The sequence below is a fragment of the Bacillus sp. GW823-FHT06A11 genome (assembly GCF_058795355.1).
Map to the genome: position 1 here is coordinate 826546 of NZ_JBXAHS010000003.1, position 14544 is coordinate 841089.

The following is a 14544-nucleotide window of genomic DNA, read 5'->3' on the forward strand; positions in this document are numbered from 1 at the left end:
CTCTAGTTGTTACACTAATCATACATGACATCGCATCACGCTGGGAAACTATTTATATACGCATATTTAATTCACGCACTATAACACGTGAATGACCTTGTATAGTAGCTCTATTTTTTGTTCTATATCTTAGTATATGAACTTATAAGAGCGATTTTTCAAATATATCTATCACAACTTATAATATATCAACGATTTTTCGACAAATATCAGCTCAATTAAAATGAGGCTACTTTTTCTCCTGCCAACTCCACAATTTCTAAAATTTGTAGCAGATTCTCCACTTCATAAGTCAGATTAACATCTGTCGTATTCTCTTTCAAACTCGGATTATACCAACATGTATCAATGCCGTAGTCTTCTCCGCCTTTCATATCAGAAGTTAACGAATCTCCAACCATAAGTACACTTGATTTATCCGTAATTCCAAATTTCTCAAATGCATAATCAAAAATCTCACGTGCTGGCTTTTGATGACCAACTTCTTCAGAAATAATAATATGATCGAAGAAATTACTTAAAGGCGAATTTCCGATTCTTGATTGTTGCACCTTCGTATATCCATTTGTAATAATACCTAGCTTGCAATCTTGTAGATTTTCACATAATTGCACTGCACCTTCTATAAGATGTACTTCTTTCCCTAAGTTTTCAAGATATACATCACTAAATTGCTGCGCATCTACGTCTATATTATGAAGTACAAATAATTGTCTAAATCGCTCTACGGCTAATTCACTTAGCGTAATCATTTTATTTTCTAAATCTCTCCATAATCCATTACTAATCTCTTTATAACTTGCAAGATAATCATTATACCCTGTAGGCATGCCGAACTGTACAAACGCATTGTGTAATGCGTGTCTTTCTGTTTCAGGGAAATCTAATAATGTATCGTCTACGTCGAATAGTATTACTTTGTATTTCATGATGTTTTCCTCAACTCCTATATTCTCATAGCTTAATTATAACAACAATAGTAAAAGGAGGCTAATCCAAATCAGCCTCCTTCTCATTATTAATCTTCCAGCAATAACACTTTCATTTCTTCTAACGAATCTTTCGTAAAGCCAAGAGCTTTTTCGGCGTATGCTTCAACTGATCCGTATTGCTTTTGGATTCCATCAATCGCAGCTTGTAAATATTCGGCGCGCGCTTCAAACATTGCACCTAATATTGCTCTGCTCTCATCATTTTGTAATTTCGCACCTAAAAAGGCCATCATTTTTTCATTTAGCTTTTCACGGAATCCGTTACTTAATAAGTAATCTTCCATTACTGTTTTTTCCGGTACACCTAGTAAAAGTAATAAAAGCGCTGAACCAAATCCAGTACGATCTTTTCCAGCTGTGCAGTGGTTTACTAATGGTAAGTTTTCCGGGTTTTGCGCTAAGTTTAAGAAGCTCACGAATGCCTCGTTACCACTTACGAAATCTTGATTCATTTTCACAAGATACTCACCTGGTTTTCCTAACATAGAAAGGTCACCAACTTGGAAAAATTCATTTATATTTAGATCTTTCGCTAAGTCTTGCATAACTGGTAAGCACACTTGACGAGCACCCGTAATTTCTGGATTCGGCTTATGCTTCACTTCAAAGTCTGTACGGTAATCACAAATTAACTTTAAACCAGACTTTTGTAAATACGCAATATCCCATTCTGTTAGTCCTGCTAATTCTTCAGAACGGTATAATTTGCCCCATTTCACTTTACGGCCTTCTGTCGTTTCATATCCTCCCATATCACGGAAGTTAAACGCGCCTTGTAATGGCAGTCTACGCTCAGCTACTGTTACTGCTTGTCCATTACTTCCTACTAATCTAAAATATGGACGTTCATTTTCACTCGGGTTTTCAATTGTATATGATAATTCTCCATTTACCGTTGCAAGTAATTCTCCAGTTTCTTCAATATGTTCTGGTGAAGTACTCCAATAAATACGAACTTCTTCTATATTATTTTCCCATTTTATTTGTAACGTATTATCTTCATTTCTCTCTACAGTTGCTTGTAACCAATGTCTTTGCTGCTCCATTCTTTCACCAACGCTTTCTCTTATAGTCAAATCTTACTCTATTTTATTATAGGAATAACTACTTTGTCGTTCTCATTTTTCTTTTTATCTTACAAACAGGCGAAAAGTTCTTTTACTTGTTCAAAATTTGTACATGGATTCCCTCGAAATAATTATGCGATTTGTTCTTTTCCGTTAAGTATTCAAGGAAATAGCGCCAGTTCTCTTGATATTGCTGTATGGTACGGGGCCCGCGTCCTTCCGCATATTTGATATGAATAAACATATTAAAATACTCTTGTAGAGTAGGGCGAGTGTTTTCGGTAATTTCATTTGAAATATCTTTGATTCCTTCGTGTTTCTCCATACCCTTTCACACCTTTACATATTTTATATCTAATTATATAAGGGGAACTGTAGAATTCTCCACGGTACTTATTGGCGGGAAAAATAACAGGGGAAGAGGTGTAAGGTAAAAGGTGGTAACATTAAAAAATAAGATATCCAATAAAGTTGAGATATAATATATTATTCGTAATGAAAACATTATATAGTAAAATTAAAAAAGCTATAAATTTGTTTACTCAGATTTATAGCTTTTTTGGCATAAAACGATTCATATCTGTGTTGTAAGAAAAAAATCACAAAAGGGGTGAAACATCATTCGAGATTATTTTATACTAGATATTTTTTTGTGTTCTGCACTACTGATTGCATTCATTGTGGGATTGGTTGTTTTTTATAAAAAGAATAGAAAGCGAAAAAAGAGGGGATTCTGGCAAGGGATATTAGTTCTGTCTATTTTCGTTATCTCTTCAGTTTATTTGTTAGCTTCTACTCTTCTGGAATTAAATTATTATCTAAAAGGAAATGTTAGTAAGGTAGAAGGTGAATGCTATATCACTGTAAATGAAAACCACTATAAATCTTCAAGAGTAGACATTGAAATTGATGATTTGTTCTTAGTAGCAGATCAATTAGAACTCCCAGACATAGAAGAGGATTATTACATGTGTAAAATAGAATATTTACCATTTTCAAAGGAAGTTACCCGTCTGGAGTATGAATGATGTTTAGAAATACATAGGATGATAACGTTAGACGCTACGTTTCTTTTTACGAAGTGTACACTCTTCTATCATGGTCAGCACTAGATATTGCAAAGCAACATGGATACTAATCAGAATCAAATGATACGAATAGTGATGAACAAATGAAAGGTAAGCGGCACTTATCGGGATTCCAAGAAAGAGAGAACCCCACTTGTTTTTGGTGAAAAAGTAAAGGGATGTAGCAACTAAAACACCGATAAGGATCGCTTCCCAGTAAACATACCAACTTACGTCACGAACAAATATGTCTAAAAAGTAATACATGGATACTCACTCCTTTTAATAAACTTTCGATAGTTTTTTTCGAATCCTGCCAATTGGATAGATAAGCGTATTGTGTTGGAGGTATTTAGGTTATCTGAAAGAAAACTTATGTCAGTGGATTCACATAATGAATGCATGACTTCTAATTTATCCCTACAAATACTTCGTATTATGTACCTTTCTCCATGTTTCAATATCTAAACTATGTTCTTCATTACGTTATCAGTCATAGTAATGACTGATAACGTAACTTTACTCATAAAAATTCCTATTAAAAACTTTAAGTAAATTTCATACATATAATTAGATATATATTATTTTTGAGCCCTAACCTCCCGCTAAATGAGTTCGAGAGAGTACATCATTCATCCTTTAAAACTCCCTCATATACCGCTCAGTACAACTCAGCAGCTGACATCCGTTCTTTTCAAAAACATCCTTCATCCACTCATTTTGTACATTTGTCTCACCAATATAATAAGATGCACCTATTTCCTTTAAGACAAACATCGCACCTGCAAATAACGCAGCTTCATATCCCTTATTACGCATATTTGGAGTAACTGCGAAGTACATAAGTTTCCCTTCTTCTAACGTACCTCTTTCAATATGCGGAATTACAATTCCTATCGGCTCTTTACCTACACTCGCTGTTAAGCAATGTTCTTTCCATTGCTCACCAATTTCTTGTAGCATCATATGCACAAATTGATCATGAGCAACTGGTTCTCCCGTCGCTTCATTCCACAGTGAATAAAAAGCCTCTTCTCCAACTTCTTCAATAAGCTTAAAATCAATTTCACTTTCTACATCTTCTACTTCGTATATATCTTTAAATACAATCATGTTTTCCGTAACATATTCAAATGAATACGTTTCAAAACATTTTTTATACACATCATAATTTGGACTTTTTGAAGAGATTTCAAAATGTAGTTTTTCTAATCCACCTTTTTTAGCTTCGGCAACGCAATACTGCATCATTTCCTCTAATTGCTCTTCTGTAAAAATCTCTGCATTATTTTCTTTTATCATAATAGAAGAAGCACTTCTTCTTATTTTAAAATGTTTTTCTAACTGTTCTATCGTCGTCATATTCTTCCCTCATCTATATCATACTCGAATTTCTAATCGTTCTCCTTGCATGAGCAGGATTGTCCTTGAATATATAGAATACTAGAAAAGATCGCATCTTTAAAGTGCGGAGGAGGTTCTCCAGTGGATATTACAGCATTGCAACAACAGTTAGAGCTTATACAACAAAATGACTATACGCAACTGCAACATATAGACGTAAATGAGTTAACTTTGAACATGCTTCAGTATATCGGAACGACTGATAGCTACGTTCGTTACCAACTTATATATAAATGTTTTGCGCATTTCATTCATCATGAATTCCTTATGGACGATCAGCTGAAATTACTTCTGCAAACTTGTTTAAGTGATGAGTATTTATATTGTGACATTTACTCCCCACATACAGATGGGGTTTTCACACGTTCTTACACTGTTTCGTTAATTGCGTTAATACTCCAATTCGCTAATTCGCACTACTTTTGTACAGAGGAGGATATCGAAGAAATAAAAAATAAACTCATTACTTACACAAACTTAGAAACAGATTTTCGGGGCTATATCGAAAATAAAGGATGGGCTCATTGTCTTGCTCACGTATCTGATGCCTTTACTGAAATTGTTCATAATACGTATACCACTTTTGAATGGTACGAAGAATTAATTCATTGTTTATTAAATAAAATCTTTATTCCATCTGACCTTTTTCATAATAACGAAGATGAGCGCATCGTTACTCCATTACTAGCAATGCTGTATCATGATTTTCCTCAAAACGAGTTAATTTCTATTATTCAAAAAAAAATAAAAAGGCTTCCTCAAATTAGAAAACGCCTTTCGCTTACTGAGTATTGTATTTTATGTGCCAATATTAAAACCTTTTTACGCACATTATTTTTCAGAACGAAAGATGACCATAACTTAGCCTTTACAGCACGTAAAACAGAAAGAATGTTAAAAGAACTTCCTAACTATTATTAAATACAAGGAGCAATGACATGGGTTATATTGAAGATATGAGAAATCTAGTAGGAAATCATCCACTTATTTTAATAGGATCACACGCCATTATATTAAATGAAAAAGATGAAGTATTGCTGCAGTTCCGTACAGATTTTAACCTCTGGGGCATTATTGGCGGTGCCCTAGAATATAACGAAACGTTAGAAGATGCTTTAAAACGAGAAGTGTTTGAAGAAACTGGACTTATTATTAAAGAGCCAGAATTATTCCGTACATACTCAGGACCAGACTTCTTTCAAATCTATCCAAATGGTGATCAAGTACATGGTGTACTCGTTGTTTATATTTGCCGAGAATTCCACGGTGAGCTTGTATGCGATCAAAGGGAATCGAAAGAATTACGCTTCTTTCCGCTTGATGAGTTACCTAGTAATCTTCATCCAGTCATTGAGAAGATTCTTCGCGATTTTCATCAATCCAATAAAAAATAGAAATCAAACAACCTCATTTCCCGTCATTACAACGTGAAATGAGGTTGTTATCGTTCACCGTAAATCCCTATTTCCCCAAAATGATATTAACGCTCTCTTTTTACAACTTTATATCCCTTTATAAAAAGGATAGTTATATAAGAAACAATAAATGAAAGAATAGTATACATGCCCACCCAAAAGAAAAATGCTGGATCGTGCACTGTAACATTTAACATAAGAAAAATAAGAAATGTTACTATTGGCATCACATAAAATGTACCTACTTTATATGCTCCAGCTATTGAAACAATACAAACAAGCAATGGATATATACAGAAAATAAAAATGATTTCACTCAACGTTATGTCCCCCTTTCTGCAGAAATAATAGGTTTCTCGTTCACATTTGGGGGAACAACAAAATTTTATTTTTTATCAATTATTAGTAAATATAATGTTAGATTGTTATCTCAATCTGATTTCCTTCAGGATCACTTACTACACTTTCATAATAACCATCCCCTGTAGTACGCGGCCCATTTAACACTGAGTATCCTGCTTCTCTTAATGTATTAGTTAATTCGTTCACTTTTTCTTTACTATCTACTGAAAAAGCAATATGCGCATATCCTATTGTTTGTGTTTGTACTTTCTCGTCTATCCCTACCTGCTTCATAAGTTCTAGACGCGCACCGCCTTCAAAAGTTATGAAATAAGATTTAAACTGCTTTTTCGGATTGTGATATAAGCTATTTTCTTCACCACCGAAGTACTGTTTATAGAAATCACGCATTCTTTCTAAATCATTCACCCAAATTGCTACATGCTCAATTTTCATAATCGACACCTTTTCTTTTATGTTATTCAACTGGCAATTGGATGCTTCATTGCCAGTACATTTAATTTTCTTTATTTGTTCTCGTAATCATAAGATCAAGTCCAAGGCTTTTTAACCCATATAAATAATCTTCTTTCCAGTTGCTCACTGTTATTTTCGGAATATGTTCTGCCGGAATGTACTGTGGACAACTTTTTACAATCTGATCTATAACAATTTGGTTCACTTCATCATCACAGAAGATGAATCCATGAGGGTTAATAATAGCTATACATGTAGCTATTAAACGAGTAATAGCATCTATATTATATTCCTCTGGATTATTCGAATCTTCACTTCTCAAAGCTTGCAAGAAATTTTTATTATCGTACTGCGGGACGAAAGATATCTCTCCTGAGAAAAATGTGCTTCCGCGTACGACATCTCCATTTACCATAATCCCCGCACCTGGGCCATTTTGACCTGAATACAAATATACAAGAGAGGAATTTTCATTGTTTCCAGTATTTTTATGATAGCCGAGCACTGCAGCATTCATATCGTTTTCTATTACTACTGGTATAGAAAACAGTTCCTCCAAGTGACTTTTCAAATTAAAATTTTGGAACTTTTCATATCCAGGAATATAGAAAATACGCCCATTATCGACAGCACCAGGAACACCAATTGAGATTGAACTTATCTTTGGAAACGTAGCTATAAGACTTTCTATATGTTCTGTCAATACACTTAGACCCGTATCAATTAATGCACTTGAAGTACTACCTTGTTCTTTTACTTCCCCTAAACAGTTAAAAATTGTATAGTTCGTCTCATTTTTTTCTAAAAATATCGCTAAACCTAACATATATTCTGGATTATATTCATATCGTTTTGCTCTTCTTCCACCACTTGAATCATCTAAACCGGCTAAAGTGACTTCACCGTCTTGTTTCATTTTTTCTATAAATTTACTTATCGTTGGAAAACTGATTTCTAATGTATTACTAAGTTCAACTTTCGTTGCACTACCTCGCTCTAGAAGAGCTGTACGAATGCCGCGAAGGATCGTCTCTTTAATCGATTTTTGAGTAACAAATTGTTCACTCAAATCGCTCACCACCTTAATCAACATACTTATTAAACACTTTTAATAAGTTGCGTTGACAATATATCATACATCATTTTCTAAAGCAATAGAGATGATATATTTCTACTAGCGGCACTCCGTATTTAACTCCATGCATTCTCTCTCATAACAGACGATACAATTCCAGACAAGATAACAAATAATAAAACAGCTAGCAAAGCATTACGTATTCCGAATGCTTCTCCAAGTATTCCTAAAAATGGTGGTCCGACTAAAAACGCTGTAAAACCGATGATAGAAACTGCAGCAACATTAGAAGTCGCATTTTCACTGTCACCTCCAGCAGCAGAAAGCCCAATCGGGAAACCTAACGCGGCACCAATCCCCCACAGTACTACACCAAGTGCTAGAAAATATGAGTTACTCCCAAATATGACGATTGTCATTCCTATAATCGCCATCATAATAGTAGCACGCATAACCGCGACACGACCGAATCGATCAAGAAAATAACTACTGCACATTCGAGCTAATGTCATTGCCAATACAAAAATAGTGTACATAATAGAACCTGTTACTACACTTTGCTCATGTCCATCTACCATCACAATAGGTAGCCAATCATTTGCACTCCCTTCTGCAAATGCCATTCCAAGCACGAAAAGACCAAGTAAAAGCACCCTTCTTTCCATACGTAAGGAAGTATGCTTCGCTCGCTTTTTGTTCCGCGATTTCTCCTTCTTTCCTGTTCCATGCGGAAGAAAACGATACAACATACATACAAGTAATACAAACATGACCGAAATCGCAAGAAATTGATACAGAATTGGGATGTGAAGCGAGATGGCGGCAGAACTACTAAGCGCGCCTACTAAAGTTCCTATACTAAAAAAACCATGGAATTTCGGAAGAAGAGTTGTTCCTAATTTCTGCTCAATGGCAGAACCTTCTACATTCAATGCGACTTCTGCTAATCCATATCCTACTCCAAATACTAGTAAGCTACCAAAAGCCCCCATACTAGAAACAAAATAAATAGTAATACCTAAACAAAGCAATCCAACAATCATAAAAAACATACTGCCTATAATAACGTCTCTAGCTCCCTTACCGTCAATAAAATGACTTGCACTTAGTAAACCAATTATTGAACCGACAGATAATCCGAACAAAATCCAGCCCATTTCTGCATTTGACACTGCTAAAATATCTCGAGTAGCTGCTGTTCTAGAAATCCATGTAGCAAATGCCACACCTGGCAAAGCAAATAAGAGGAATAGAGCATTTCGAGAGACAAGTAGCGTCTTTGTATCATTTTCCGCAAAATCTTTCTTCATATGAAACACCTTTTACTCTTCTATCGTTTTAATAACTTTAGCTGGGTTACCACCAACAACTACATTATTAGGTACATCTTTTGTCACAACTGCCCCTGAAGCAATTACAACATTATCTCCAATTGAAATACCAGGGTTAATAATAGCGCCTCCGCCAACCCAAACATTGTTACCTATCTTTACCGGTTTTCCATATTCTTTGCCAGAGTTTCGTTCCACCGGATGTAATGGATGAGTAGCAGTATAAATGTGAACACCAGGTGCAAACATACAATTATCACCAATTCGAACTTCACAAACGTCCAAAATCACACAATTGAAATTTGCGAAAAAGCTCTTTCCGACATGAATATTGTAGCCGTAATCACAACGAAAATCAGGATTAATTTGTGCTTTCCCATCAGTTGAAGAACCTAAAAGCTGATTTAATAACGTAAAACGCCTCTCATCTCCTGTCTCCATCGCCTCGTTATAAAGGCGTGTTAAACGTTTTGCCTCCACCCTATCAGCCACCAATTCTTCGTCATCCGCAATATACATTTCTCCTGCCACCATCTTTTCTTTCTCCGTTTTCATACATTCATCTCCTTTTTTATTGAATGAGATTCACTTATTAAACATCTTTAATAAGTACCTTTAATTAAACTTATTAAACACGTTTAATAAGTAACCCTATATTATCATACTTTTTCATATATGCAACTAATAAGTTCGGAAAAGAAGTGCGAACTCCTTGCTCTACGTATCAATATGAAGAATAATTTATATCGAAAAACGAGGGAACGCTCAGCGCCCCCTCTCAAATCCAATCCTTTTTTTAATTTCTACTAAATTTACCTTCGCGATTTTTCTTGCTCGCTCAGCACCTTTTTCTAACGCTTCATATAATAAATTCGGCTCATTCATATACATTGCGTACTTTTCACGAGGTCCAGCTAACTCACGATCTACAATGCGAAACAACTCTTTTTTCACATCTCCCCATCCGATTCCAGTCTCATATTTTTCACGTAATGACTGTACTTCGTCTTCTGTCGCAAATTCTTTATAAATTGTAAATAAGGTTTCTAGTTCTTTCGGTTCATTTGGAAGTGAAGAATCTGTTTTGATTTTAAATATTAACTTTCGTAGTTTTGCTTGCTCTGCAAATAATGGGATCACATTTCCGTAACTTTTACTCATCTTCCTTCCGTCAAGACCAGGTAAAATAGCTCCTTCTTCTTGTATGACATACTCTGGAAGTGTAAATGTCGTGCCAAATGTATGATTAAAATAAGTCGCAATATCACGCGCAATTTCAATATGCTGAATTTGGTCTTTTCCAACTGGTACATGAGTAGCTTGAAATAATAATATGTCAGCTGCCATTAAAATCGGGTACGTGTATAACCCATATTCACTCCCGCATCGACCTCTAACCCTGCTTCTTTATTTTGCTCCACCTTCGCTTTATACGCATGAGCACGGTTCATAAGACCTTTCGGAGTTAGGCAAGCTAAAATCCAAGCTAATTCTAGAATCTCCGGCACTTCTGTTTGCCGATAAAAAATAACATCTTCTCCAAGTCCAAGCGATAACCAAGTAGCTGCTACCTCTTTCGTATAACTGCTGAACTTCTCTGGATCATGAACAGCATTTAATGCATGATAATCAGCTATAAAGTACAATGCTTTTCCTTCATTATTCTTTGACATTTGTAATGCAGGTTTAATCGCACCAATATAATTTCCTAAATGCGGATAACCTGTCGGCTTAATTCCTGTTAACATTATTTTCTCACTCACACTAACTCCTCCTTTCTCAAAATAAAAAGAGCCTCTCATCCTTAAAAAAGGACGAGAGACTCCCGCGGTACCACCTTAATTAGCTATCATTATAGCTCACTTCAACTTCTTAACGTGAAGTAACCGTCTTTACCTACTCATTTCAGTTAGAAGCTCCAGAGCCCATTCCATATTCATCCCTTACTGATTTCCACCACACATCAGCTCTCTAAAAAGTTTCGAATATGTACTCTTCTCTTTCATTGCTTTTTCGTTATTTTTTACAGTTTATCACATTTCACTTCCAAACAAACCCTAATTTTCTATTTTATATAGCAGGAATTTCCACTTCAATTGTCTAATGTTATATAGGTTTGTAGAAATATTCGAAACAACTTTGGAGGTTTTTTCATGGTGAAATATATATCAATTTTAGGTTCAACAGGATCCATCGGCACATCTGCATTAGATGTCGTTTCAGCTCATCCTGAACATTTTAAAATCGTTGGTTTAACCGCAAATTATAATATCGATCTTCTTGAGCAACAAATCAAAACGTTTCAACCTCGTATTGTAAGCGTTGCGACAAAAGACTTAGCAGACAAGCTTCGTACGCGTATTTCAGCAAATACAAAAATTACACACGGGACTGATGGCTTAATTGCAGTAGCTACTCACCCTGATTCAAATCTTGTATTAAGCTCTGTTGTAGGTGTTTCAGGATTACTCCCAACAATTGAAGCATTAAAAGCGAAGAAAGATATCGCTATTGCTAATAAAGAAACTTTGGTTGCAGCTGGACATATCGTAACTGAACTAGCGAAACAAAACGGATGTCGCTTAATTCCAGTAGATAGTGAGCATTCAGCTATTTTCCAATGTTTAAACGGAGAAAATAATAAAGAGATTGAGAAGTTAATTGTAACAGCTTCCGGTGGTGCTTTCCGTGATAAAACACGTGATGAAATGCAAACATTACAAGCAAAAGATGCTTTAAAGCACCCAAACTGGTTAATGGGCGCAAAACTAACGATTGATTCTGCCACATTAATGAATAAAGGGTTCGAAGTAATGGAAGCGAGATGGCTATTTGATATTCCATATGAAAAAATTAATGTAATGATTCATAAAGAAAGTATCATTCATTCTTTAGTAGAATTTATTGATGGATCAGTTATGGCACAGCTCGGTGCTCCTGATATGAGAATGCCGATTCAATATGCGTTTCACTATCCTACTCGGCTACCTTCTTCCTATGAAAAATTAAATTTATTAGAAATCGGTAGTTTACATTTTGAAAAACCAGATTTAGAGAAGTTCCCTTGTCTACAATACGCATATGAATGTGGCAAAATCGGTGGTACTACTCCCGCTGTATTAAATGCAGCAAATGAAATTGCGAATGCACTATACTTAAAAAATGAAATTGCCTTTTTCGATATTGAAAAAATAATTTACAAAACAGTTGAAGCTCATCATAATGTAAAAGATCCTTCACTTGATGCTATATTGGAAGCGGATCAATGGGCGCGCCAATATGCAAATGAATTGTTAATAAAAAAGAGCTAAAACAGTTCCCACTGTTTTAGCTCTTTTTTTCATGTATTCAACTTAACAAATCTATAACCGTGTGTAACTAACACTTTTAATATCGCATATCCTGGAATGGCTAAAATAATGCCCATAATCCCGAATAAGTTTCCGGCAGTTAAAATAATAAATATGATTGTAATTGGGTGAATATCTAACTTCTTACCCATAACTTGCGGAGAAATAAATTTACCTTCTGCTAATTGTACAACCATCATTACAATAATTACCTTTAAAACCATCCCTGGCGAATCAATAAACGCAATAATTAACGCTGGTGTAATGGCGATAATTGGTCCTACGTACGGAACGATATTTACAATCATCGCTAAAATAGCGAGTAGTACTGCATATTTAATACCGATAATAAGGTAACCAATTAATAGCATAATACCGATAAACAAGCTAACTATAATTTGCCCCCTAATGTACGAACTAATCGCATAATGCATATCATCTAGTATTCTCATTGCTGCTGGTTGTCTTTGCTCTGAAATGAACTTTAAAAAGTGATTCGGTAATTGCTCACCATCTTTTAAAAGATAGAACAATATAAATGGAACCATTACAAATGTTAAAACAACCTCTGTAATAGTACTCAAAAATCCAGTTACATTACCAGTTACTGATGATAATGACTTTGTAAAATCAACTGTGTAGTCTTTTACAATATTCGCAACATCAATATTTAAATTCTCCTGAATTTTACCGAGTAAGTTACTTTCCCCAAATCTACGTGCTGCCCTTTCAATTTCATGACCAAAATATGGTAGATTATCTATCAATGCATCAATTTGATCTTTGATAATAGGAATAACCGTTAAAACTAAAAACACAAATAATCCAATTACTATTAAGTATATTGAGGCTATCGATACGATTCTTGAAACACCTTTCTTTTCTAAAAGCGAAACGAATGGATGTAAAATATAGAATAGCACGCCCGCTAATAGTACTGGGAAGAAAATTGTTTTTAAAAATACGATAAACGGTGTAAAAACAAATGATATTTTTGTTAGCAATAAAATATTAATGAACAATAACGCAAATCCAAGTAATACCGCCAAATAATTTTGTTCTCTAAAAAACTTTCTTAACTTATCTCTTTTTCTTATATTTATTTTCTCCAATGAAACCACCTCTTCGAATGATGAAAAGCCCTTATTCAGGGCTCTTCATCATAATCTATATCTCTATTTCCTTGCAGCTTTCACTACAAATGATACAATAAGAATTAACACGATTGCACCTAATAATGCTGGCACGACATGAATCCCACCAAATGATGGCCCAAAGGATCCAAATAATCTACCACCTAACGAAGCACCTAATAAACCTGCGATAATATTTCCGAACATACCACCTGGGAAATTTTTACCCGTTATAGAACTAGCAATTGCACCTATAATAGCACCAACTATTAATGTGATAATCCATCCCATTTTTAGTCCTCCATTTCTATTATGGTGTATTTCTTTTTCATACTAAATTGTTATGTAACTATTATAATTATTATATCCAATAAAGAAAAATCTTGTCAAATCTATGAAAATACAGCCAACAAGGAGGTTCTTTCTCTATGATTCAAAAATTAATAACAACTTCTCACAAAAACGCTACTTCTATTTTAAGCATTCAAATACCAGCTTATGAAATTGAGGCAAAATATATAAATAGTACAGCTATCCCTCGCCTTTATGATACTGTAGCTGATATTCAATCCTGTGATGAAATTTTCTACGGCTATTTTTATGAAGATACACTTGCTGGGTTTATTTCTTTTAAAGTAGACGAAGAGGAAGTGGATATTCATCGTTTAGTAGTATCCCCTAATCATTTTCATAAAGGGATTGCAACAAAACTACTACTGTATGTATTTGACATGTTTTCCCCTTCCCAAACATATATTGTACAAACAGGGAAAGAAAACACCCCTGCTCTGTCTTTATATAAAAAACATGGCTTTATTGAAGTAAAGGATATCATATTACCCGATGGAGTGGTTTTAACCTCACTTAAAAAATCAGAAAACAATAAATAGT

The 14544-nt window shown here is 34.7% G+C and carries 16 protein-coding genes, 1 pseudogene and 1 other annotated feature; of the genes and pseudogenes, 5 read left to right on the top strand and 12 right to left on the bottom strand.

Annotation, left to right across the window (positions count from 1 at the left end; genetic code table 11):
• Nucleotides 1–218: 218 nt before the first annotated feature.
• From AC1Q8L_RS18385 to AC1Q8L_RS18395, 3 genes are all read right to left on the bottom strand, one after another.
• The gene (locus AC1Q8L_RS18385) at nt 219–929 is read right to left on the bottom strand and encodes a YjjG family noncanonical pyrimidine nucleotidase (protein WP_000875917.1); all 711 of its coding nucleotides are present in this window, start codon (nt 927–929) and stop codon (nt 219–221) included.
• Nucleotides 930–1018: 89 nt separating this feature from the next.
• Nucleotides 1019–2038: a tyrosine-protein phosphatase gene (locus AC1Q8L_RS18390; RefSeq protein WP_043352526.1), complete on the bottom strand. Its 1020-nt coding sequence runs from the start codon at nt 2036–2038 to the stop codon at nt 1019–1021.
• Nucleotides 2039–2150: 112 nt separating this feature from the next.
• Nucleotides 2151–2384 carry a hypothetical protein gene (locus tag AC1Q8L_RS18395; RefSeq protein WP_016512542.1) on the bottom strand — a complete coding sequence of 78 codons (234 nt, stop codon included), beginning with the start codon at nt 2382–2384 and terminating at the stop codon, nt 2151–2153.
• Between the two features lie 355 nt (nt 2385–2739).
• Here AC1Q8L_RS18395 and AC1Q8L_RS18400 point away from each other — a divergent pair, with 355 nt between their 5' ends.
• Entirely contained in the window at nt 2740–3087 is a 348-nt protein-coding gene (locus tag AC1Q8L_RS18400) for a hypothetical protein (protein WP_229190080.1), read from the top strand.
• A 678-nt stretch (nt 3088–3765) separates the two neighbouring features.
• Here the strand turns inward: AC1Q8L_RS18400 and AC1Q8L_RS18405 are convergent.
• Entirely contained in the window at nt 3766–4488 is a 723-nt protein-coding gene (locus AC1Q8L_RS18405) for a GNAT family N-acetyltransferase (RefSeq protein WP_016512540.1), read from the bottom strand.
• A 123-nt stretch (nt 4489–4611) separates the two neighbouring features.
• Here AC1Q8L_RS18405 and AC1Q8L_RS18410 point away from each other — a divergent pair, with 123 nt between their 5' ends.
• The gene (locus AC1Q8L_RS18410; protein ID WP_000355455.1) at nt 4612–5451 is read left to right on the top strand and encodes a DUF2785 domain-containing protein; all 840 of its coding nucleotides are present in this window, start codon (nt 4612–4614) and stop codon (nt 5449–5451) included.
• 17 nt (nt 5452–5468) lie between these two features.
• A complete protein-coding gene (locus tag AC1Q8L_RS18415; protein WP_000540454.1) occupies nt 5469–5924 on the top strand; it encodes an NUDIX hydrolase in 456 nt (151 codons plus the stop codon).
• An 86-nt stretch (nt 5925–6010) separates the two neighbouring features.
• Here AC1Q8L_RS18415 and AC1Q8L_RS18420 read toward each other — a convergent pair whose 3' ends face one another.
• The 6 genes and pseudogenes from AC1Q8L_RS18420 to AC1Q8L_RS18445 form a co-directional block, all read right to left on the bottom strand.
• On the bottom strand, nt 6011–6265 hold the full coding sequence (locus AC1Q8L_RS18420; RefSeq protein WP_001289515.1) for a YbeF family protein: 255 nt from the start codon (nt 6263–6265) through the stop codon (nt 6011–6013).
• A gap of 97 nt (nt 6266–6362) precedes the next feature.
• Nucleotides 6363–6743 (bottom strand): VOC family protein, encoded by a 381-nt coding sequence (locus AC1Q8L_RS18425; protein ID WP_000687575.1) that lies wholly within the window; start codon nt 6741–6743, stop codon nt 6363–6365.
• Between the two features lie 61 nt (nt 6744–6804).
• Complete coding sequence (locus tag AC1Q8L_RS18430; protein WP_000003038.1) at nt 6805–7833, bottom strand: ROK family transcriptional regulator; 1029 nt, start codon at nt 7831–7833, stop codon at nt 6805–6807.
• A gap of 122 nt (nt 7834–7955) precedes the next feature.
• Nucleotides 7956–9149, bottom strand: a complete 1194-nt coding sequence (locus AC1Q8L_RS18435; RefSeq protein ID WP_098311819.1) for an MFS transporter — start codon at nt 9147–9149, stop codon at nt 7956–7958.
• A gap of 12 nt (nt 9150–9161) precedes the next feature.
• Complete coding sequence (locus tag AC1Q8L_RS18440; protein WP_000845631.1) at nt 9162–9725, bottom strand: maltose O-acetyltransferase; 564 nt, start codon at nt 9723–9725, stop codon at nt 9162–9164.
• 210 nt (nt 9726–9935) lie between these two features.
• Nucleotides 9936–10933: pseudogene (locus tag AC1Q8L_RS18445) on the bottom strand (tryptophan--tRNA ligase).
• 44 nt (nt 10934–10977) lie between these two features.
• Nucleotides 10978–11185 (bottom strand) — a binding site (T-box leader).
• A 138-nt stretch (nt 11186–11323) separates the two neighbouring features.
• Here AC1Q8L_RS18445 and AC1Q8L_RS18450 point away from each other — a divergent pair.
• The gene (locus tag AC1Q8L_RS18450) at nt 11324–12481 is read left to right on the top strand and encodes a 1-deoxy-D-xylulose-5-phosphate reductoisomerase (protein ID WP_016512536.1); all 1158 of its coding nucleotides are present in this window, start codon (nt 11324–11326) and stop codon (nt 12479–12481) included.
• 29 nt (nt 12482–12510) lie between these two features.
• On the opposite strand, the gene AC1Q8L_RS18455 is transcribed toward AC1Q8L_RS18450, so the two are convergent.
• Together AC1Q8L_RS18455 and AC1Q8L_RS18460 are read right to left on the bottom strand one after the other, a co-directional pair.
• Nucleotides 12511–13632 carry an AI-2E family transporter gene (locus AC1Q8L_RS18455; RefSeq protein WP_000411478.1) on the bottom strand — a complete coding sequence of 374 codons (1122 nt, stop codon included), beginning with the start codon at nt 13630–13632 and terminating at the stop codon, nt 12511–12513.
• A 63-nt stretch (nt 13633–13695) separates the two neighbouring features.
• A complete protein-coding gene (locus AC1Q8L_RS18460; RefSeq protein WP_000539733.1) occupies nt 13696–13944 on the bottom strand; it encodes a GlsB/YeaQ/YmgE family stress response membrane protein in 249 nt (82 codons plus the stop codon).
• A 137-nt stretch (nt 13945–14081) separates the two neighbouring features.
• Here AC1Q8L_RS18460 and AC1Q8L_RS18465 point away from each other — a divergent pair, with 137 nt between their 5' ends.
• Nucleotides 14082–14543 carry a GNAT family N-acetyltransferase gene (locus tag AC1Q8L_RS18465; RefSeq protein WP_000615105.1) on the top strand — a complete coding sequence of 154 codons (462 nt, stop codon included), beginning with the start codon at nt 14082–14084 and terminating at the stop codon, nt 14541–14543.
• Nucleotide 14544: the final 1 nt, after the last annotated feature.